Genomic DNA, 21,290 nt, shown 5'->3' with positions numbered 1-21,290 from the left:
CAAGGAGTCTCGATGTACACCAAGGACGGCAACTCTTATTTCATCGTCGACGGCCACGTCCACATCTGGGACGGTCGCGCATCGAACCACAAGAACGTGCACGGCAAGCAATTCATCGATTGCTTCTACGACTACCACCGCAATCTCTCACCTGAGGAAGCGCTGTGGGACTACGACACCTACACCTACTACGGTGGTGACCGGCTCATGCGTGATCTGTTCGTCGACGGCTACGTCGACCACGCCATATTCCAGGCCACACTGCTGAGCGATTTCTACGTCAACGGCTTCGGCCAGACCGAGGAGGCGTTCGGGCTGGCGCAGCGTCATCCCGACAAGCTGACATACAACCATGCCTACGATCCGCGATACGGTGAAGCCGGCCTGGAACAGCTGCGCAGAGACGCGGAGCGGATGAACCTGCAGGGCGTCAAGCTGTACACCGCCGAATGGCACGGCGATTCGCGCGGTTACAAGCTGGACGAGCCCTGGTCTCGGCGCTACCTCGAAGAGTGCATCGAGTTGGGCATCCGTAATATCCACGTGCACAAGGGTCCTACCATCCGGCCCCTGGACCGGGACTCGTTCGACGTCGCCGACGTCGACAAGGTAGCCACCGACTATCTGGAACTCAATTTCATCGTCGAACACGTCGGCCTGCCCCGGCTGGAGGATTTCTGCTGGATCGCCACGCAGGAATCCAACGTCTACGGTGGCTTGGCAGTCGCGATCCCGTTCATCCACACCCGTCCCCGCTACTTCGCCCAGATCATCGGCGAACTGCTCTACTGGCTGGGCGAGGACCGCGTCCTGTTCGGCAGCGACTATGCGCTGTGGACGCCCAAGTGGCTGGTGGAGAAGTTCGTCGACTTCGACATTCCAGAGGACATGCGATCGGAGTACCCGTCGATCACCGTGGCGCAGAAACAGAAAATCCTCGGGCTGAACGCCGCCGCGCTCTATGACATCGATGTGCCAGAGCAGTTCCGGGGCGCCGAGGAACAGAGCGTGGCCGCGGTCGCGGCGGCGGCACCGCTGTGACCGCGATGCTGGCCGGTCTCGACGCCCAGGTGCAGGCGGCGTTGGACACTGTGTTGGATCCCGAACTGGACCAACCGATCACCGAACTCGGGTTCGTCCGGTCGGTCGCCATCGACGACGCCGGCATCACCGTTCACCTGCGCCTGCCTACAGCGTTCTGCTCACCGAACTTCGCCTACCTGATGGCATCCGACGCCTTGGACGCTCTGCGATCGATCGACGACATCGGTGTGGTGCGGGTGCTGCTCGACGATCACCACGATAGTGACAAGATCAACGCCGGGCTGGCCGCCGACTCCGGCTATCTCGGCACGTTCGGATCCGAGGCGCTGGAGAGCCTGGACGATCTTCGGAAGACGTTCCAGCGCAAAGCGCATACGGCAGCAATGGAACGGTGTGTGGCCACCGCCATTCGTGACGGTCTGTGTGCGCCCGACGGGATCCAACGGCTGACGCTGCGGGATCTGCAAGATGGCCGGGAGAAGTCGGCGTTGATGCGCCGGCGGTTCGCCATCGGCTTGAGCACCTGCCCTAACAGCCGGGTGCTGGTGGACGAGGATGGTCATCCGCTGGCGCCCGAAGCCGCACCGATCCGGCTGAGGTACGCGCGTTCGGTCCGTATCTCAATTGAGGGAAACGCGCATTTCTGCCGAGGATTGCTTGCCACCCGTTACGGCGAACCGTCCTCTTCGACAACACAATTCACCAATACCAGAACCAGGAGTCCGCAATGAAGGCCGTCCAGGTAGTCGGATACCACACCAAACTGCAACTGGCCGAGGTGCCGGACCCCAAGGTCGCCGGTCCCCTGGACGTGGTGGTGCGCATCGGTGGGGCAGGGGTGTGCCGTACAGACCTGCACATCCTAGAGGGCCAATGGGCCGAGAAATCCGGTGTGACACTGCCGTACACCATCGGCCACGAGAATGCCGGGTGGGTGCACGATGTGGGGGACGCGGTCACAAATGTCGTCCCGGGCGACAAAGTGATCCTGCATCCCCTGATCACCTGCGGACTGTGCCGGGCATGCCGGTTCGGTGACGACGTCCACTGTGAGAACAGCCAGTTCCCGGGCATCGACACCAACGGTGGCTACGCCGAGTATTTACGCACCACAGCCCGCAGTGTGGTGAAGATCGACGACACACTCGAGCCCGCCGATGTGGCCGCGCTCGCCGACGCCGGGCTGACCGCATACCACGCCGTCGCGAAGGTGGCACGCGCCACCCGCCCCGGGAACGTGTGTGTGGTGATCGGCGCCGGCGGCCTGGGACACATCGGAATTCAAGTTCTGAAGGCGATTTCGGGCGCGACCGTCGTGGTGGTCGATCGCAACCCGGCGGCCGTCGCACTGGCTGTCGAGATCGGCGCCGACCGGGGCATCGTTGCCGACGGCACCCACGTAGAGCAGATCCGGGATCTCACCGGCGGTCACGGCGCCGAGGCTGTTCTCGACTTCGTCGGGGAGGGAGGTGCCACCAAGGAGGGCGTCGCCATGCTGCGTCGGGCCGGGAACTATTTCGTCGTCGGCTACGGCGAGAACATCGATGTCCCCACCATCGACATCATCTCCACCGAGATCAACTTCATCGGCAACCTTGTCGGCTCGTACAACGATCTGCAGGAACTGATGACTCTGGCCGCGCAGGGCAAGGTCGCGTTGCACACCAGCAAATACGCGCTCGACGAATTCCAAACGGCACTCGACGATCTCGACGCGGGACGGGTGCGCGGGCGCGCCATTCTCGTTCCCTGAATCATCTCTTCGACAAGCCCCATAGAGAGGAACAAGCCATGGCCAAGGAATTGCGGTACAACACCGATGCCCGTGCCCGGTTGGAGTTCGGCGTCAACGCGCTTGCCGACGCCGTCAAGGTCACACTGGGCCCGAAAGGACGAAATGCGGTCCTGGAGAAGCTGACCGGTCCACCAATAATCACCAACGACGGTGTCACCATTGCGCGTGAGATCCAACTGGCCGATCCGTTTGCGAACATGGGGGCGCAACTGGTCAAGGAAGTGGCGATGAAGACCAATGGTGCCGTTGGGGACGGCACCACCACCGCGACCGTGCTGGCCCAGGCCATGGTCCGGGAAGGGCTGCGGGCGGTGGAAGCCGGTGCCAACCCAATGCGGTTGCGCCGCGGCATCGAACGCACGGTGCCGGTGGTGCTACAGGCGCTCACCGAACAGTCCGTGCCGGTGGGGCGCGGAGACCTCGTCCGTATCGCCACGCTGGCTGCCAGCGACGACGACGTCATCGGAGAGGCCATCTTCCGTGCGGTCGAGCATGTCGGTGAAGCGGGGGTGATCACCACCGAGGAAAGCGACGCATTGGGGCTGTCGGTCGACGTCGTCGACGGGATCGAGTTCGACCACGGCTATATCTCGGCCTACATGGTGACCAATCCCGGGCGCATGGAGGCTGTGCTCGACAACCCGCTGATCCTCTTGACCAATAAGAAGATCACCGCGGTTCAGGAGATCATGCCGACCATCGAGGCGGCGAAACGGGCTGATCGCCCGCTGGTGGTGCTTGCCGAGGATGTGGACGGACACGCATTGCAGCTGCTTGTCGGCGGAAACATGCACCGGACCATGCAGTCTGTGGTGGTCCGGGCCCCTGGTTTCGGCCACCGCAGGGTCGCGGAACTCGAGGACCTGGCAGTCGCCCTGGGGGGCCACGTCGTCGCCAAGGACACCGGAATCGAACTGTCCGAAGTGCTCATAGAGCACCTCGGATCGTGTGATCGCATCACCGTAACCGAGGATCAGACCACCATCGTGGGGGCCCGCGGTGAGCATCACCGGGTGGAGGCCCGGGTCAGCCAACTGGAGGCCCAGCGGGAGCGCGCCAGGATCGATGCCGACCGCGACAACCTCGATCTGCGTATCGCCCGGTTGACCGGCCGAGTGGCGGTCATCCGCGTTGGCGGCGCCACCAGCGTGGAGCTCAAGGAACGTATGCTGCGGGTCGAGGACGCGTTGGCGGCCACCAGGGCAGCGCTGCAAGCCGGCATCGTAGCCGGCGGCGGCACCGCACTTGCACAGGCCCACCGCGCGTTGGCCGACCTCGTGTTGCCCGGGGATGAGACGATCGGGACCCAGGTGGTGAGCCGCGCATTGGCCGAGCCGCTGCGCTGGATAGCGAACAATGCCGGGTTTGAGGGCGACGATGTCGTCCAGATCGTGCAAGACCTTCCTCTCGGTCACGGATTCAATGCGCTGACAGGCGAATACGGCGACATGTTCGACGAGGGCGTTATCGATCCGATCAAGGTCACCCGAGCGGCGCTGGAAAGCGCGGCCTCCATCGCGGCCCTGCTGATCACGACCGAAACGGCGGTCGTCGAACAGGTTCTCGGAAATCCCGGCGCCATCATCGCGCCCGGTTTCGGCGACCTGGCTGAAGGCATGGTCCGTCCGTCGAACATCTACTGACGCGGGAGGTGACATGAAAGCGCTTGTCTACCAAGGCGAGGGCCGGCGATCGTGGGAATCCGTACCCGATCCGGCGATCCAGTATGCGACCGATGTGGTAGTTCGGGTGGACGCCGTGACGATATGTGGCACCGATCTACACATTCTCAACGGTGACGTGCCGGACGTGGCTGCGGGCCGGGTACTAGGGCACGAGGCTGTCGGCACCGTGGTCGAAACCGGATCGGCGGTGACGCGAGTGGCTGTCGGGGACAGAGTGCTGGTCTCCTGTGTGAGCGCGTGCGGATCCTGCAGATACTGTCGTGCGGCCGCATTCGGACAGTGCCTGGGCGGCGGTGGCTGGATCTTGGGCCACCTCATCGACGGCACCCAGGCGGAATACGTCAGGGTGCCGTTCGCGGACAATTCGACGTACAAAGTTCCCGACGGAGTCAGCGACGAGCAGATGATCTTGCTTGCCGATATCCTGCCGACCGCCTACGAGGTAGGCGTCCTCAACGGTCGCGTTGGACCTGCTGACGTGGTCGCAGTAGTCGGTGTCGGGCCGATCGGTCTTGCGGCGATCCTGACGTCGAAACTGTTCAGCCCCAGCCACATCGTGGCGATTGACCGGACCGAGAGCAGGCTTGACGCCGCACACAAGCTCGGTGCCGACGTCCTGGTGAACAACGGGACCGACGACCCGGTCGCCGTGATCGCAGAGTTGACCGGCGGTCCGGGTGCGGACGTGGCAATGGAGGCGGTGGGTACTCCGTCCACCTTCGAGCTGGCCACGGCATTGGTGAGGCCGGGTGGACATGTAGCCAACATCGGTGTCCACGGGGCACCGGTGACCCTGCATCTGGAGACTCTCTGGAGTCGGAACCTCAAGGTGACCACCGGTCTTGTCGACACGTATTCGACACCGACCCTGATCGATTTGATCGCCGGCGGGCAACTCGATACCTCGGGGCTGATCACCCATCGTTTCGCGCTGAGCGACTTCGAGGCAGCCTACGACGTGTTCGGGCGAGCCGGTGAGACCGGCGCGCTCAAAGTCTTACTGGAAGGACTGTACCGATGATCTTCATCGTGGTCCGGTTCAATGTTGTGCCGGACCGCCAAGATGAATGGCTCGCACGTACTGCAGAATTCACTGCAGCGACCCGTGCAGAGTCGGGCAACCTTTGGTTCGAATGGTCGCGCAGTGTCGACAACTCGTCAGAATATTGTCTGGTAGAGGCGTTCCGGGACCAGCAGGCAGGTCGCGAACACGTGGACTCCCAGCACTTCCGCGACGGCCTGGAGTCGATGCGTCCACTGCTGAGCAGGACACCGCGAATCATCCACACCGAGATCAACGGGGATGATTGGTCCGCCATGGGCGAGCTGCAGATCGAAGCAGGAACATAGCAATCCGTCATCTACACCTGTTCGGTTACCGCGAAAGTGCGCGCATGACAATCTCGGTCGTGAGTTGAGCGGTGAAGTGGCGGGACCCGCGCACTCCAGCGACTTCTACCAATCGAAATTCGCCATGCACATAGCGCCTGCTTGCGCGCGCTACTCGATCAAAAGCCGCCGTGCCGACCAATATGGTGGTATCCAGTTCCACTGTGGGGCAGTGGGTATCGCGCACCTTTCCGTCGATACCAGGCACCTTTGGGTGACCGGAATCGACAACGACCATGCCAGTGAAACGATGCCGTTGCGTGGCGGCGAGTTTCCACGCCAGTTCGCCGCCGTAGCCGTCACCAACGAGCAGCCCGCCGGTCACCTCGAGTTGGTCAAGAATGTTCACGACGCATTTGGGAGTCAGTCCGGCTTGCGCGTGCACGCCGATGATGCGGAACGCAGCGACATGCAATCTTTCCCGCACGAGCGCGTACGGACCTAAGCACCGTGGTGCTTCGTCGAGCATGATGACCACGCGACCGGTGTCCGGACCGGACACGGTCACCGGCACGTGATACCCATCGATCGACTCCAGAAGGTGTGTCGAAGGGTGGTATTGGGGTCTGGTCGCGTCAACCATCGGTCATCCGTAACGGTGCCCCGGCGGCTGGGTTGCAGCGTAGGAAAATGTGGTGTAACCGATCCTTCGGTCAGAACCCTCGGCGCGGTCGAGCCTGAAACCGGGTTCAGTCTCCGGCCGTTGCACGAGGAATGAGAACGCCGTGGTTTGACGGCCGAGACGTGCGTCGTATGCGTTCAGGCGGACATAGGACCTCGGATATGCGGTACGGCACGCGTTGACCTCCAGCATCACCCCGGCGGCGTCCTTCAGGTCGAACATCGGCAATCCCCACATTTCCCAGTACACGTTGCGTGGATGGGGGTCATCGGTGAATTCGACTGACAGTGGCCAATTGTTGTCGAGCGCGTAGTTGATCTGAGCCGCTATCTCGTCGTCTGTGAAATCCGGAAGGTAGGAGAAGGTGCCTTGGGTGATTCGCATGTACGGTCCAATCCTGGTCAGGTAAGGGTAGGTGTGGCGACGACGTCGGGAGTATCCGTGGACTCGTAGTTGAACGAGATGTCGCCCCACGTGGCCAGAGCGGTGTCGAGCGCGCGGTTCTTGGCTGCCGCCTTCTTGAGAATCTCCGGTCCCTCCTCGTAGTAGTCGCGGCCTTCATTGCGAGCCTTGATCATTGCCTCGAGCGCTACGCGATTTGCTTCGGCACCGGCAGCGATCCCCATAGGGTGACCGATGGTGCCACCGCCGAACTGAAGAACGACGTCCTCGCCCAGATAGTGGAGCAATTGATGCATCTGCCCGGCATGGATGCCTCCCGACGCAACTGGCATGACACCGGGCATAGACGCCCAATGCTGATCGAAGTAGAGACCCTTGACCGGGTCGGCCGCAACGGAGTCGAGCCGCAACGTGTCGTAGAAGCCGGCGATGGAGTTGGGATCTCCCTCGAGTTTTCCGACGACCGTGCCCGCGTGAATATGGTCCACACCAGCCAACCTCATCCACTTGGAGATCACCCGGAAGCTGATGCCATGTGTTTTCTGGCGGGTGTAGGTGCCGTGACCGGCTCGGTGCAGATGCAGTAGGACACCGTTCGCCCTGGCCCAGTTCGCCATCGATTGGATCGCGGTATACCCGATGGTCAGGTCGATCATCACGATCACCGAGCCGAGTTCCTTGGCGAATTCGGCACGCTCGTACATCTGCTCCATGGTCCCCGCGGTGACATTGAGGTAGTGGCCTTTTATCTCACCGGTGGCGGCTTGTGCGCGGTTTACGGCTTCCATGCAGAACAGGAATCTGTCTCGCCAGCGCATGAAGGGCTGCGAGTTGATGTTCTCGTCGTCCTTGGTGAAGTCCAGGCCGCCACGCAGCGCCTCGTAGACCACGCGGCCGTAGTTTCGCGCTGATAGCCCCAGCTTGGGTTTGGTGGTGGCGCCGAGGAGGGGCCTGCCAAACTTGTTCAGGTGTTCGCGCTCCATCACCACACCGTGAGCCGGGCCTTGGAAGGTCTTGACGTACTGCGTTGGAATACGCATGTCTTCGAGGCGAAGTGCTTTGAGTGGCTTGAATCCGAAGACATTGCCGATGATCGAACTTGTCAGGTTGGCGATCGACCCTTCCTCGAACAGGTCGAGATCGTAGGCGATCCAGGCGATCCACTGCCCGGGTGCATTCGGCACTGCGTCTACGCGGTAACACTTGGCCTGGTAGTGCTCGAAGGTCGTCAACCGGTCGGTCCATACCACTGTCCATGTGGCCGTGCTTGATTCACCGGCGACTGCCGCCCCAGCCTCTTCCGGTGGCACGCCGGGCTGCGGCGTAATCCGGAACGCGCACAGCACGTCGGAGGCGTTGGGCACGTAGTCGGGTTGCCAGTAGCCCATCTCGGCGTAGGGGATCACACCCGCATTCCATCGATCTGTCATGAGTGGAATGCTGCCAGCGAATAATCAAGGCGTCTATTGACATTCTCCGGTTGATTCTGAAGCAATCACTTCATTGTCTAACCCTCGGCATCCACCTCCTTGGTGAGGACGGAAGTGGCGTGGCCCGATAGCTTTCCGGCCACAACCAGGTACCGAAGGGCTGAACCACATGACGACTTGTCGACAGATTGCGGCGCAGATGATGGCGCTCGGTAAGGGAATCCTTGCCGCCGATGAGAGCATCTCCACCATGTCAAAGCGCTTGCAGCAGGCAGACGTCGAGCCGACGGCCGAGAGCCGTCGAAGATACCGTGAACTGCTTGCTACCGCACCCGCCCTGTCCGAAAGCGTCTCGGGCATCATCTTCTGCGACGAGACACTGCGGCAGACCTTCAGCGATGGAAGACCTTTCGCAGAGGCGGTGCGAAGTCTGGGCATCTTGCCGGGGATCAAGGTCGACATCGGTGCCAAGCCGTGCCCGGGCCTGCCCGGCGAGACGATTACCGAGGGCCTCGACGGACTGCCAGAGCGGCTGGCCGAGTACGCACAGATGGGCGCCGCATTCGCAAAATGGCGGGCCGTGTATTCGATAACTGACGATTCGCCGAGTTATGGAGCGATTCGGGCGAATGCGAACGCTCTCGCACGGTACGCCGCCGCATGCCAAGAAGCCGGGGTTGTTCCCATCGTCGAGCCCGAAGTGCTCATGGACGGAGTTCACACTCTCGGCGAGTGCCGTGACGTGACAAGTGAAGTTCAGACTGCCGTGCGGGCTGAACTTGCGTTGCTTCACGTCGATCTGGCGGGAATCGTGCTCAAGCCGAACATGGTCATCGAAGGTGATGGGTGCGCGCACCGATCGGCGCCGGAACAGATCGCCGAGACCACTGTGGACGTGCTACGGGCATGGCCGGGCGACCTTGCCGGCGTTGCCTTTTTATCGGGCGGACAGTCGCCAGAGCGGGCCACAGCGAATCTCGAAGCCATGCAATCGCATCACACGCCGTGGCCACTGACCTTCTCATTCGGGCGGGCCTTGGTGTCACCTGCATTGACGGCATGGCATGGTGACCCCGAGCGTGTCGAGGCCGGGCAGGCCGCGCTCCTCGAGCGTGTAGCCGCCAACGGTGCTGCAGCGCGTCGCCGAGCTGAACTTCAGTCCGCCTGAGCCGCGCACGGGGACAGCGTGTTACCCCTCACCCTTCCGATGCGCTGTCCCCGTGCGTCCTGCCGAATCTGCCAAGCACCCCCAGTGCGAGCCCCCTTATCCGACGGCTTGCACTGAGCGTCGGGTGAGGTCTATGACCTCCCGGTCACCATGGTCGTAGTGGACTAACGCGTAACCCGGTGAGGTCGACCGAACCCAACCCAGGCGGCCGAACACTCCTGAGGCCACCCGCACCCGGTCACCCGCGGTGAGAACGAGCTGGGCTGACATTGCAAACCTCCTCTGCTGAATGGGCTGACAACTAGCTTGCGGTCCTCCGACGTCTCCCGCCGCACCCAGTCGGGGGGACGAGACGGGGGCTTGCATTTTTCGAAACCCTCTGTGCGGCGCGCCAATCAGGGGAGATGGTGGGAGTCTTCCAGATCCTATGGCGCGTTCGCGAAGCGACAGAGTGAGCGCGAGAATCACGTCAGCATCTGGGTAGGAGTGAGGGGCTTCGACGAGTGTGGGTACTCCAGCCTTCTCGAAGATCCGTTCCACTGGTCGGTAAGTCGCTCTAGTCCTTCATATCTCGCGCGGAGCGGTCAGGCCAAGAACGATCCAACCCGGTCCGCAAGGTCGAGCAGCGGCTCAGGCATGACGCCCAAACCTACCGTGACCGTCGCGGCCAGCGCGATGACCGCTGTGGTCGGCCATTCGGGGAACACGGCCCGCGGTGTCTGGAAATCATGCTCACTGAAGAACATCATCACGATCACGCGAGCGTAAGCAAACGCCGCGATGGCACTGGCGATTACACCTATCACGACCAGGGGGCCGCCGCCTGCACTAGCCACGCTCTCAAAGACCGCAAACTTGCCGACGAACCCTGCTGTCAATGGAATACCCGCCATTGACAGCAGGAACAGTGTCAGTGCGCCGGCCGCTTTAGGCGAGTACTTTCCGAGCCCAGACCAATGGCAGGTGTCTGTTGCTTCCTGACCGTCGGATTGTCTGATCGTCGAGATGACAGCGAATGCACCCAGGGCGGTTGCGCCGTACGTGGCGAGATAAAACATCGTGGCGGACAACCCATCATGAGATCCTGACACTCCCAGCAACAGAAATCCGACGTTCGTCACCGACGAATAGGCAAGCAGACGCTTGATGTCAGTCTGGGTCACCGTCAGCACGGCAGCGGCCAGCATCGTGAGCACGGCGAGCCCCCAAAGAACGGGGCGCCACTCGGTGCGTAGATTCGGCAAAGCGACGTAGAAGAGGCGCAACATGGCGCCGAAGGCAGCGATCTTTGTCGCGGCGGACATAAAGCCGGTAACCGGAGTCGGTGCGCCTTGGTACACGTCGGGCACCCACCAATGGAATGGGACCGCGCCCACCTTGAAAAGCAACCCGGCCGCCAGTAGACCGATCCCGGTCATCGCCAGCGATAGTGGTACGCCCTGGCGGCACAGCGATTCGGCGACGCCAGACAGCGTGAGTGCTCCAGAGGAGCCGTACAAGAACGCGACGCCATAGAGGAAGAGTGCAGACGAGAACGCGCCGAGCAAAAAATATTTCAGCGCAGCTTCTTGCGACATCGTCCTGCGCCGCTTTGCCAGCCCACACAGGACGTACAGGGGGAGTGAAAGGACCTCCAGCGCAACGAACATTGTCAGAAGATCAGCAGAGGCGCAGAACGCGAGCATGCCGCCGATCGTGAGGAGAAACAACGGGAATATCTCGGTCTGTAGGATTCCTGCCGCAGCGGCATGTTGCTCGTCTCGGCTGTCAGGAACGAGTGATCCTTGCAGGGCAAACGCACCGAGCCGGCGTTCGGCGATCGGAGCCATCGTGAACATCCCGGCCAGCAGAATTGCGCCTTGGAAGAAGAGGGTTGGACCGTCGATCATGACAGATCCCATGACGGCGGTGCCGTGGTGGTTTCTGAGAAGTAACACCGCAATGAAGGCTGATCCGAGCGCTGCGGTACTCACAGTGACCTGGGCACGGTAGCGGCGGCTCTCTCCGGGGAGCACCGCCTCGATTAGCAATCCGACCACTGCGGCCCCGAACATGATCAGCATGGGAGACAACAGGGTGTACTCGATGCTGGGCTTGAGAATCGTCATTGCGCGTGCACCCTCGACGTAGGATCTGTCTGATTCGTAACGGTCTGGGTATGGGTGATCGCGGGGTTGATCACGTCGAGCGCCACCTTCGGATAGACGCCGAGCAGCAGCAGGAGCGCTATGAGGGGAGCGACAACGACGACTTCACGAGGTTCCAGATCGCGGAAGTGCTGTGTGTGTTCGCGGACGGGTCCGGTCATCATCCGCTGGTAGGTCCACAGGATGTAGACCGCGGAGAGCACCAGGGCGGTCGCGGCGAGCACCGCCAGCACCGGGTAGCGGGTGAATGTGCCGATGAGGACCAGGAATTCGCTGATGAACGGGGCCAGGCCGGGCAGAGCGAGCGCCGACAGCCCAGCGACGAGGAAGGTGCCCGCCAGGACCGGCGCCACCTTCTGCACCCCGCCGTAGGACGCGATCAACCGGGAACCGCGTCGCGACACCAGGAAACCGGCGATGAGGAACAGGGCAGCCGTCGAGATTCCGTGGTTGATCATGTACAGCGTCGACCCGGACTGCCCCTGGCTGGTCATGACGAAGATGCCCAGGATGATGAAGCCGAAGTGTGAGATCGACGTGTAGGCGATGAGTCGCATCACGTCCGTCTGGCCGATCGCCAGCACCGCGCCGTACACGATGCCGATCACCGCCAGGGTGATGATGATGGGCCGGAAATAGGTTGCCGCGTCGGGGAACAACGGCAGGCAGTAGCGCAGCATCCCGAACGTGCCGACCTTGTCGACGATCGCCATCATCAACACCGCGGTTGCGGGCTTCGCTGCGGTTGCCACACCCGGTAGCCAGGTGTGGAACGGCCACAGCGGGGCTTTGACGGCGAACGCGAACATGAAGCCCAGGAATAGCACCCGCTGAATGGCAGGATCCGCAGCGTGCGTGGCATCCGCAAGGTGTTGAAGACCAATTGCTCCGTGGCTGGCAGCTGCAGGTTTCAGATACAACCCGATAACGGCGGCCAACATGATGAGACCCCCGAAGAGGTTGTACAGCAGAAACTTCACAGCTGCCTTGGCAGCCTGGGCTCTGTCGGCGCCGTACCCACCGATGAGGAAGTACAGAGGAATGAGGGTGGCCTCAAAGGCGATATAGAAGAGCAGGACATCTAGCGCCAGGAAAGACAACATCGCCAACGCTTCGACCGACAGAACCAGCGCCATGTGTATGTGTGGGCGTTCCGGCGCGTCGTTCCAGCCGGCGATGATGAGCAGTGGGGTCAGCGCGGCGGTCAAAGCGACGAGAACGAGGGCTATACCATCGATGCCGATGCAATAGTCTGCGCTCAAAGATTTTATCCACGAATGTGTTTCGACAAGTTGGTATTGGCCGGCGTCGGATCTGTAACCGGCCGCGACCACGGCGGCGGTACCGAGGACGAACAGTGCAGCGGTGAGGCCCACCCACTTTGCCAACGCGTGGCGCGCGCGCGGGACAAGCAGCACGATGCCAGCACCGGCGAGAGGGCACAGCCACAGGATTGTCAACCATGGAAGTCCCATCACCACCACCTCGTCAGCAGCAGAGTTACCGCGACAACTATTGCGCCGCTGAGCGTCGCCAGTGCATACCTCCGCGCGATACCGTCCTGCCACAGGCGCATCCGCGCCGAGACAGCTTTGACGCCGTAGGCGATTCGGCTGATTGCCCCGTCGACTCCTTTGTCGTCGACCTCGACCAGAGCCGCGGTCAACGTCTGCCCGCCTCGCATGAACACCGCCTCGTTGAACGCGTCACCGTAGAGGTCGCGGCGGGCCGCCACCGTGAGTGCCGATCCTGCGGGGACCTGCTCCGGAACGGGTTGCTGCGCGTACATGCGGTAGGCGATCGCGATGCCGGTGGCCACCACCGCCAAGACCACGACCGTGACGACCCACGCGGGCACGCCGTGGGTGGCCTCATGGCTGCCGACGACAGGCTCCAGCCAGTGCGACAACGTCCCACCGATGGCCAGGGCACCGCCGGAGACCACCGAGCCGACTGCGAGCAGGATCATCGGCCAGGTCATGACGGCCGGTGCCTCGTGGGGATGAGCTGCAGCCTTCCCCGTCGCTTCGCTCGCCCCAGCGTGAGGCCCCCAACGCGGTTCGCCGAAGAACGTCATCAACATCACCCGGGTCATGTAGAACGCGGTGATCCCGGCGCCGAGAATGGTTGCGCCACCGAGGATCACGCCACGGACGCCGCCTGCGCCGAGCGCAGCTTCGATGATGCCGTCCTTGGAGAAGAAGCCGGCCAGCGGAGGTATACCGATGATCGCGAGATAGCCGAGCCCGAACGTGGCGAACGTGACCGGCAGAGCCTTACGCAGCCCGCCGAAGCGGCGCATGTTCACCTCGTCGTTCATGGCGTGCATGACCGAGCCGGCACCGAGGAACAGCCCGGCTTTGAAAAACCCGTGGGTGAGCAGGTGCATGATCGCGAAGGCGTACCCGGCCGGGCCGAGCCCGGCTGCGAGCACCATGTAGCCGATCTGGCTCATGGTCGAGGCGGCGAGGGCCTTCTTGATGTCGTCCTTGGCGCACCCGATGATCGCGCCGAACAGCAGCGTGACCGCACCGACGATGACGACGCCGGTCTGTGCGGTCGGGGTCAGATCGAAGATGGGGCCGGACCGCACGATCAGGTACACGCCCGCGGTGACCATGGTGGCTGCGTGGATCAGCGCCGACACCGGCGTCGGCCCCTCCATCGCGTCGCCCAACCAGGACTGCAGGGGCACCTGTGCGGACTTGCCGCACGCTCCCAGCAACAGCAGCAGCCCCATGGCCGTGAGCACCGGCTGGCTCACCGACGGCGCGGCGGAGAACACGCCCGCGAACGAGATGGAGCCGATGGAGGCGAACATGATCATCAACGCGATCGCCAGCCCCATGTCGCCGACCCGGTTGACGATGAATGCCTTCTTGGCGGCGGTGGCTGCCGACGGTTTGTACGACCAGAACCCGATGAGCAGATAGGACGCCAGGCCGACGCCTTCCCACCCGGCGTAGAGCCCGAGGTAGTTGTCCGCCAACACCAGCAGCAGCATGGCCGCCAAGAACAGGTTGAGGTAGGCGAAAAATCGGCGCCGATCGGGATCTTCGGCCATGTAGCCGATCGAGTAGATGTGGATCAGCGAGCCGACGCCGGTGATCAGCAGCACGAAGCACACCGACAGCTGATCTAGCTGCAGACCGAAGTCGACCTGTAGTCCGGCCACCGGCACCCAGGAGAACAGGGTTTCGTGCAGACCCCGCGCGTCGCCCGTGCGGCCAAGCATTCCGGTGAACAGCACCGCGCCCACGATGAACGCGGCGATCGACGCGGCACACCCCAACAGGTGACCCCAGCCATCCGAGCGGCGCCCGGCCAGCAGCAGGACCGCTGCCCCCGCGGCCGGCAGGGCGATCAACAGCCATATCGGAAGTGTCATGGCGCCCTTAGTGTTTCAGCAGACTGGCATCGTCGACCGAGGCCGAGTGCCGGGTGCGGAAGATGGTCATGATGATGGCCAAGCCGATCACCACCTCGCAGGCGGCGACGACCATCGTGAAGAACGCCACCACCTGACCATCGAGATGACCGTGCATACGGGAGAACGTCACGAACGCCAGGTTCGCCGCATTGAGCATCAGCTCCACGCACATGAACATGACGATGGCATTGCGCCGCAACAACACTCCCGCCGCACCGATGGTGAACAGCAGAGCCGACAGATACAGGTAATTCGCGGGATCCATCTATGCTCCTCGCGTCCGCAGATCCATCTATCCTTCCTCCCACTCGTCAACCCAGTTGGCAGAAGGAGCCGGGGCAACCAAGCGCAGATGCGGCTGCGGAGACGACGACGCTCGCCGTGCTGCACCGATACGCGGCCGCAACACCGGAGGCACGGAAAGTCGCGAGGGAGATCCATCTGGCAGCAAGGCTGGCACGTCGACGGCGTTGTGGCGGGCGTACACACCGGGATTGGGCAATGTCGTTGGGTATCGACCTTCGCGGAATCTGTCCGTGGCAAGCTCGCGTTGCGTCTTGCGGCGTTGGGCCCGTTGACGATAGGTGAGCACCATGGTGCCTGTGGCGGCGGTGATCAGCAGGGCACTGGTGAGTTCGAACGCCCACAGGTAGCGGGTGAAGATAAGTGCCGCCAGACCCTGCACATTGTCCTCGTCGTACATCTTCGCAACCTCCTGCGAGCTATGACTGGATACGTTTCCTGTACTCGCGATCAGGAGGATCCCAAAGGCCACGCTCGCCAGAATGGCCGCAATTCTTTGCCCGCGTAGCGTTTCTGTGAGCGACTCTGAGGAATCGACACCGATGATCATGACGACGAACAGGAAGAGCATCATCACCGCGCCGGTGTAGACGACGACCTGCACCACTCCGAGGAACAGCGCATCCTGGGCGACATAGAGCACCGCGAGCGCGATCATGGTCGAGGCCAGGAACACCGCCGAGTAGACGGCCTTCGGGGCCGCCACCACACCGATCGCTCCGAGCACCGCGACGGCGCCGAGAACCCAGAACACCACGGCTTCCGCCGTCGAGGTTCTGGTGACTGCGTCGGTGGCTGCCGCGAGCAATTCGGGCCTCATCGAGCATGCTCGCTACAGGGCGAGATCTTGCCCAGGTAGTAGTCGTCATCGGTGCTGCCCGGGGCCATGTCGTGCGGCGGCGCCACCATCCCCGGCTGTAAGGGGGCCAGCAGCTTGTCTTTGCCCAGGATGAGGTCGGCGCGGTTGTCGTCGGCCATCTCGTAGTCGTTGGTCATGGTCAGCGCCCGCGTCGGGCACGCCTCGATGCACAGCCCGCAGCCGATGCAGCGCAGATAGTTGATCTGGTAGACGCGGCCATAGCGCTCACCCGGGGAGAACCGTTCGCCGGGCACGTTGTCGGCGCCCTCGACGAAGATGGCGTCGGCGGGGCAGGCCCACGCGCACAGTTCGCAGCCGATGCACTTCTCCAGGCCATCGGGATACCGGTTGAGTTGATGGCGACCGTGATATCGGGGTGCGACCGGCCCAGGTTTCTCCGGATACTCTTCGGTGATCGGCTTTTTGAACATCGAGCCGAACGTGACCGCGAAACCGGCCAGCGCGTCGACGAACCTAAACATCGATCCTCTCCTGTCGAATGATAATGAGCGGGTCGGGCGTACGTTGACCCGGAAGCAACGGAACCGGAAACCCACCGGCCAGCGGGTTGATGTACGTCGTCGATCCGCTGTGGGCGGCAGAATGTCGCGCAATCGACCGCCTGGATGCCGAGTGGCGGATCCATACGCCGAACACGATCGCGGTGAGCAACAACAGCCCGACGATGGCGATCGGCCACTGAGGGGCCTGCTGCCCCAGTCGCGAGGCACGTGCGGCGGCGACGACCATGATCCAGACCAGCGACACCGGGATCAGGACTTTCCAGCCGAGCGCCATGAACTGGTCGTAGCGCAGCCGCGGCAGGGTGGCCCGCAGCCAGATGTAGATGAACATGAACGTCCACACCTTCGCGGTGAACCACAGCAGCGGCCACCATCCGCTGTTGGCGCCGTCGATCATGTTGAACGGGAACGGCGCATGCCACCCACCGAGGAACATTGTGGTGGCCAGCGCCGAGACGGTGGTCATGTTGACGTATTCGGCAAGCATGAACATCGCGAATTTCAGCGACGAGTACTCGGTGTGGAAACCACCGACCAACTCACCTTCCGCCTCGGGCAAATCGAAAGGCGCACGGTTGGTTTCACCGACCATCGACGTCACATACACCACGAACGAGGGGAGCAGCACGAACACGTACCAGGTGCGATCCTGAGCCGCCACGATCCCGGAGGTCGACATGGTGCCGGCGTAGAGGAACACCGCGGCGAACGAGAGCGCCATCGCGATTTCGTACGAGATCACCTGCGCGCTGGACCGCAGGCCGCCCAGCAGTGGGTAGGTCGAGCCCGATGCCCATCCGGCCAGCACGATTCCGTACACCCCGATGGAGGTGACGGCCAGCACGTAGAGCACCGCGACGGGCAGATCGGTCAGTTGCAGCGGTGTGCGGTGGCCGAACACTGACACCGCGGCGCCCATCGGGATCACCGCGAACGCCATGAACGCCGGGATCACCGAGATCACCGGCGCGAGTAGGTAGATGGGCTTGTCCACGCCGGCGGGTGTCAGACCCTCTTTGAGGGCCAGCTTGATGCCGTCGGCGAGAGACTGCAACAACCCCCACGGGCCGACCCGGTTGGGCCCGAGCCGCAACTGCATCCTGGCCAAGACTCTTCTTTCGACAAGGATCGCCACGAGCACCGTCAGAAGAAGGAAGGTGAAGACCGCCACCGCTTTCAGCCCGATCAACCACCAGGTGTCCGTCATTGCGCCGGTCCGATCTCGACGAGGGCGCCGACACTGACTCCGAGTTGGCCATGGACCGACGCCCCAGCAGAGTTCATGGGCAACCAGGCCACCCGATCCGGCATGTCGGTGATGGTGAGCGGTAATGTCACGGCACCGCGATGGGTCCGCACGGTCACCCGTTCACCGTCATCGGCACCGATCTCTGCTGCGGTGGATGCCGACAGGCGGGCCACGGGTTGTCGCGCCGTCATCCCGAGATCCGGTTCATTGTGTTGCAAGCAGCCGTCGTCCAGCAGCATCCGCCATCCGGCGAGTACCGCTTGGCCGGCGACGGGCATGGATAAGGGCTGAGCTGGCACAGCGGTTGCTTCGGGCCGTTCGCCGCTCCAGACTCCGAGCTGATGAAGTTCCTCTCGGGCGGCGTCGGAATCGGCGAGTCCCAGAGGGGTGCCCATCTCGGTGGCTATCGCGTCGAGCACGCGTAGATCGGGCAGTGTTGTGGAACCGTGAAAAGCGGCAGGGAAGAAGCGTTGCCGACCTTCCCAGTTGAGGAAAGTGCCGGACTTCTCCGTCACGGAGGCGACTGGCAGCACGACGTCGGCGTAATCTGTTGCCTCGCTGTGACGCAGCTCCAAACTGACGATGAACGGTGCTGCCGACAATGCGTGCCGAGCGAACTGCGGGTCGGGCAAGTCCGTGATTTCGACGCCGCCGATGAGGAGAGCGGTCAACGTGCCGGATGCGGCTGCGGCCAGGATGCTGGTGGTGTCTCGGCCGGGACGGCTGCTTGGGCGTCCACCGGGTAGTAGGTTTGGCAGGGCACCGGCCTCCAGTGCGCCGCGTTCACCCGCTCTCCGGGGCACCCAGGCCAGATGTGCGCCGGTCGTATCGGCCAGCCGAGCCGCTGCCGACAGTCCCCCCGGAACCGCTCCCAGCCGCTCACCAACCATGATGACCGCGCCCGGCTGTCTCAGCGTGACGGCGAGATCGCCGGTACGAAGCGCGTCGAGCACCTTAGGCTCGTCGTTCGGCTTTGCGCACAGGAGGGTTCCCGCCAACTTCGTCAGGCCGCGAGTGGTGAATGGTGCAATTGAGTACACGCGCAGGCCATGCGCGCGGACGGCTTTACGCATCCGTAAGAAAACAATCGGAGATTCCTCTTCTGGCTCGAATCCGACCAGGAGAACGACGGGAGCCGCTTCAAGGTCCGCATAGGTGACGGTCATCGGCTTACCGGCGATGTGGGTCGCCAAGAACTCGGACTCTTCTGCGGAATGAGGCCGTACGCGAAAGTCGATGTCGTTGGTGCCAAGGGTCATTCGCGCGAACTTTGCATACGCGTAGGCGTCCTCCAAAGTAACGCGTCCGCCGATCAGCACCCCGGTGCGATGATGCGCCTGGCGCAGACCTACGGCTGCAGTGCCCAGCGCTTGAGACCATGACACTTCGAGCAAAGTGCCATTGGCGTTGCGTATCAGCGGACTGGTCAGGCGATCCTGCTGACCGGTATGGGCGAAGGCCCACCGGCCCTTGTCGCAGTTCCATTCCTCGTTGACCTCAGGGTCGTCACTGGCCAAGCGGCGCAGCACTTTTCCGCGGCGGTGGTCGGTGCGCTGGGCGCATCCCGACGCGCAATGCTCACACACGCTGGGGCTGGACACCAGGTCGAACGGCCGGGCACGGAACCGGTAGGCGGTGCTGGTCAATGCTCCGACCGGGCAGATCTGCACGGTATTGCCGGAGAAGTAGGAGTCCATCGGCTCGTTGGTGCCGGTACCGATTTGTTGCAGTGCTCCACGCTCTACCAGGTCGATGGACGGGTCCCCGGCGATCTGGGCCGAGAAGCGTGTGCAGCGCGCGCACAACACACAGCGTTCCCGGTCGAGCAGCACCTGTGGCGAAATCTTGATCGGTTTTGGATAGGTGCGTTTGGTGTCTTTGAAGCGCGACTCGCTGCGTCCCACGGACATTGCTTGGTTCTGCAGTGGGCACTCGCCGCCCTTGTCACACACGGGGCAATCGAGCGGGTGGTTGATCAGGAGAAGCTCCATCACTCCGCGCTGCGCGGACCCCGCCTCCGAGGAGGTCTGTTGGGTGCGTACCACCATTCCTTCGGCGACGGTTGTGGTGCACGACGCCATCGGTTTGCGCTGTCCCTCGACCTCGACCAGGCATTGGCGGCAAGCGCCCACTGGGTCCAGTAGCGGATGGTCACAGAAGCGGGGAATCGGAATGCCTGCCAGCTCCGCCGCGCGTATCACCAGGGTGCCCTCCGGCACCACGATATTGATATCATCGATGGTCAGCGATATCACGGCCGGCCTGCCAATTCTGCTGTCTGCAGCATTGATTGGTGCGGATCGAACGGGCAGCCGCCTCCGAGGTGCGCTCGGTATTCGCCGCGGAAGTGTGTCAGCGAGGAAAGGATGGGGCTCACAGCGCCGTCGCCCAAGGCGCAGAACGACTTTCCAAAGATCGTGTCGGAGATGTCGAGCAGTTTGTCGATGTCGGCGTCGGTGGCTCCACCGATTCCCCGGTCGCTACGCTCCTGCCCGCCGGCACCGGTTTCGAGGCGGGCGTAGATCTGCGCCAGCCAGTAGGTGCCCTCGCGGCACGGCGTGCACTTGCCGCAGGACTCGTGGGCATAGAACTGGATCCAGCGGCGTACCGCGCGGACCACGCAGGTGGTCTCGTCGAAGATCTGCAGTGCCTTGGTGCCGAGCATGGACCCGACGGAGGCCATGCCTTCGTAATCCAGTGGGACATCGAGGTGTTCGGTGGTCAGCAGTGGGGTCGAGGAGCCGCCGGGGGTCCAGAACTTCAACGTGTGGCCGGTCCGTATCCCACCGGCGTAGTTGAGCAGCTCGCGCAGCGTGATGCCCAGCGGCGCCTCATACTGTCCAGGCCGGTTTACATGTCCCGACAGCGAATACAGCGTGAAACCGGGTGATTTCTCCGATCCCATGGAGCGGAACCAGTCCACTCCGTTGAGCAGGATCGGCGGAACAGACGCCAGCGACTCGACATTGTTCACCACGGTCGGACATCCGTAGAGACCGGCTTGAGCTGGGAATGGTGGTCGCAGCCGCGGCTGGCCGCGGCGGCCCTCCAGCGAATCCAGCAGCGCGGTCTCCTCACCACAGATGTACGCACCCGCGCCAGCGTGAACCGTCAGCTCCAGGTCGAAACCCGAATCGAGGATGTTGGAGCCCAGATAGCCGGCGTCGTACGCATCGGCGACGGCGGCCTGCAGGCGCCGCAACACCGGCACGACTTCGCCGCGCACGTAGATGAAGGCGTGCT

The 21,290-nt window shown here is 63.0% G+C and carries 20 protein-coding genes; 7 read left to right on the top strand and 13 right to left on the bottom strand.

Annotated features, from left to right (window positions below):
* Positions 1-12 precede the first annotated feature (12 nt).
* Genes RMCB_RS23905 through RMCB_RS23880 form a run of 6 tightly spaced genes read left to right on the top strand, consistent with a single transcriptional unit; the run spans position 13 to position 5,874 of the window.
* Positions 13-1,041 (top strand): amidohydrolase family protein, encoded by a 1,029-nt coding sequence (locus RMCB_RS23905; RefSeq protein ID WP_062830757.1) that lies wholly within the window; start codon positions 13-15, stop codon positions 1,039-1,041.
* A 5-nt stretch (positions 1,042-1,046) separates the two neighbouring features.
* A complete protein-coding gene (locus RMCB_RS23900) occupies positions 1,047-1,775 on the top strand; it encodes an iron-sulfur cluster assembly protein (RefSeq protein WP_062830799.1) in 729 nt (242 codons plus the stop codon).
* Positions 1,772-2,797, top strand: coding sequence for an NAD(P)-dependent alcohol dehydrogenase (locus RMCB_RS23895; RefSeq protein ID WP_062830756.1), 1,026 nt, complete (start codon positions 1,772-1,774; stop codon positions 2,795-2,797). The genes RMCB_RS23900 and RMCB_RS23895 overlap by 4 nt, the downstream gene beginning before the upstream one ends.
* A gap of 38 nt (positions 2,798-2,835) precedes the next feature.
* Positions 2,836-4,482 (top strand): chaperonin GroEL, encoded by a 1,647-nt coding sequence (groL, locus tag RMCB_RS23890; RefSeq protein ID WP_062830755.1) that lies wholly within the window; start codon positions 2,836-2,838, stop codon positions 4,480-4,482.
* 13 nt (positions 4,483-4,495) lie between these two features.
* Positions 4,496-5,545 (top strand): alcohol dehydrogenase catalytic domain-containing protein, encoded by a 1,050-nt coding sequence (locus tag RMCB_RS23885; protein WP_062830754.1) that lies wholly within the window; start codon positions 4,496-4,498, stop codon positions 5,543-5,545.
* A complete protein-coding gene (locus RMCB_RS23880) occupies positions 5,542-5,874 on the top strand; it encodes a putative quinol monooxygenase (protein WP_062830753.1) in 333 nt (110 codons plus the stop codon). Before RMCB_RS23885 ends, RMCB_RS23880 begins: the two co-directional genes overlap by 4 nt.
* Before the next feature lie 25 nt (positions 5,875-5,899).
* Here RMCB_RS23880 and RMCB_RS23875 read toward each other — a convergent pair whose 3' ends face one another.
* Genes RMCB_RS23875 through RMCB_RS23865 form a run of 3 tightly spaced genes read right to left on the bottom strand, consistent with a single transcriptional unit; the run spans position 5,900 to position 8,367 of the window.
* The gene (locus tag RMCB_RS23875; RefSeq protein WP_062830752.1) at positions 5,900-6,496 is read right to left on the bottom strand and encodes an alpha/beta hydrolase; all 597 of its coding nucleotides are present in this window, start codon (positions 6,494-6,496) and stop codon (positions 5,900-5,902) included.
* 3 nt (positions 6,497-6,499) lie between these two features.
* Complete coding sequence (locus RMCB_RS23870; protein WP_062830751.1) at positions 6,500-6,919, bottom strand: ribulose bisphosphate carboxylase small subunit; 420 nt, start codon at positions 6,917-6,919, stop codon at positions 6,500-6,502.
* Between the two features lie 17 nt (positions 6,920-6,936).
* Positions 6,937-8,367: a form I ribulose bisphosphate carboxylase large subunit gene (locus RMCB_RS23865; RefSeq protein ID WP_062830750.1), complete on the bottom strand. Its 1,431-nt coding sequence runs from the start codon at positions 8,365-8,367 to the stop codon at positions 6,937-6,939.
* Positions 8,368-8,536: 169 nt separating this feature from the next.
* Between RMCB_RS23865 and RMCB_RS23860 the strand changes: the two genes are divergently transcribed.
* Entirely contained in the window at positions 8,537-9,535 is a 999-nt protein-coding gene (locus tag RMCB_RS23860) for a class I fructose-bisphosphate aldolase (RefSeq protein ID WP_062830749.1), read from the top strand.
* Between the two features lie 96 nt (positions 9,536-9,631).
* Here RMCB_RS23860 and RMCB_RS36095 read toward each other — a convergent pair whose 3' ends face one another.
* The 10 genes from RMCB_RS36095 to RMCB_RS23815 all read right to left on the bottom strand — a co-directional run.
* Entirely contained in the window at positions 9,632-9,805 is a 174-nt protein-coding gene (locus RMCB_RS36095) for a hypothetical protein (protein ID WP_165606315.1), read from the bottom strand.
* 314 nt (positions 9,806-10,119) lie between these two features.
* Positions 10,120-11,643, bottom strand: a complete 1,524-nt coding sequence (gene nuoN, locus RMCB_RS23855) for an NADH-quinone oxidoreductase subunit NuoN (RefSeq protein ID WP_062830748.1) — start codon at positions 11,641-11,643, stop codon at positions 10,120-10,122.
* Complete coding sequence (locus tag RMCB_RS23850) at positions 11,640-13,157, bottom strand: NADH-quinone oxidoreductase subunit M (protein ID WP_109784408.1); 1,518 nt, start codon at positions 13,155-13,157, stop codon at positions 11,640-11,642. Before RMCB_RS23850 ends, nuoN begins: the two co-directional genes overlap by 4 nt.
* Positions 13,157-15,070 (bottom strand): NADH-quinone oxidoreductase subunit L, encoded by a 1,914-nt coding sequence (gene nuoL, locus RMCB_RS23845; protein ID WP_062830747.1) that lies wholly within the window; start codon positions 15,068-15,070, stop codon positions 13,157-13,159. The genes RMCB_RS23850 and nuoL overlap by 1 nt, the downstream gene beginning before the upstream one ends.
* Before the next feature lie 7 nt (positions 15,071-15,077).
* Positions 15,078-15,377, bottom strand: a complete 300-nt coding sequence (nuoK, locus tag RMCB_RS23840) for an NADH-quinone oxidoreductase subunit NuoK (RefSeq protein WP_029372627.1) — start codon at positions 15,375-15,377, stop codon at positions 15,078-15,080.
* Positions 15,378-15,404: 27 nt separating this feature from the next.
* Complete coding sequence (locus tag RMCB_RS23835; RefSeq protein WP_084388593.1) at positions 15,405-16,235, bottom strand: NADH-quinone oxidoreductase subunit J; 831 nt, start codon at positions 16,233-16,235, stop codon at positions 15,405-15,407.
* On the bottom strand, positions 16,232-16,756 hold the full coding sequence (nuoI, locus tag RMCB_RS23830; RefSeq protein WP_062830746.1) for an NADH-quinone oxidoreductase subunit NuoI: 525 nt from the start codon (positions 16,754-16,756) through the stop codon (positions 16,232-16,234). The genes RMCB_RS23835 and nuoI overlap by 4 nt, the downstream gene beginning before the upstream one ends.
* Complete coding sequence (gene nuoH, locus RMCB_RS23825) at positions 16,749-18,005, bottom strand: NADH-quinone oxidoreductase subunit NuoH (protein WP_062830745.1); 1,257 nt, start codon at positions 18,003-18,005, stop codon at positions 16,749-16,751. The genes nuoI and nuoH overlap by 8 nt, the downstream gene beginning before the upstream one ends.
* Positions 18,002-20,338 (bottom strand): NADH-quinone oxidoreductase subunit G, encoded by a 2,337-nt coding sequence (locus RMCB_RS23820; RefSeq protein WP_072278533.1) that lies wholly within the window; start codon positions 20,336-20,338, stop codon positions 18,002-18,004. Before RMCB_RS23820 ends, nuoH begins: the two co-directional genes overlap by 4 nt.
* A partial coding sequence (locus tag RMCB_RS23815) for a complex I 51 kDa subunit family protein (RefSeq protein WP_062830744.1) occupies positions 20,299-21,290 on the bottom strand: 992 nt, incomplete at its 5' end. The genes RMCB_RS23815 and RMCB_RS23820, both read right to left, overlap by 40 nt.

This window comes from Mycolicibacterium brisbanense, assembly GCF_001570425.1.
GTDB lineage: Bacteria > Actinomycetota > Actinomycetes > Mycobacteriales > Mycobacteriaceae > Mycobacterium > Mycobacterium brisbanense.
This window is presented reverse-complemented; position numbering and strand designations above follow the sequence as displayed.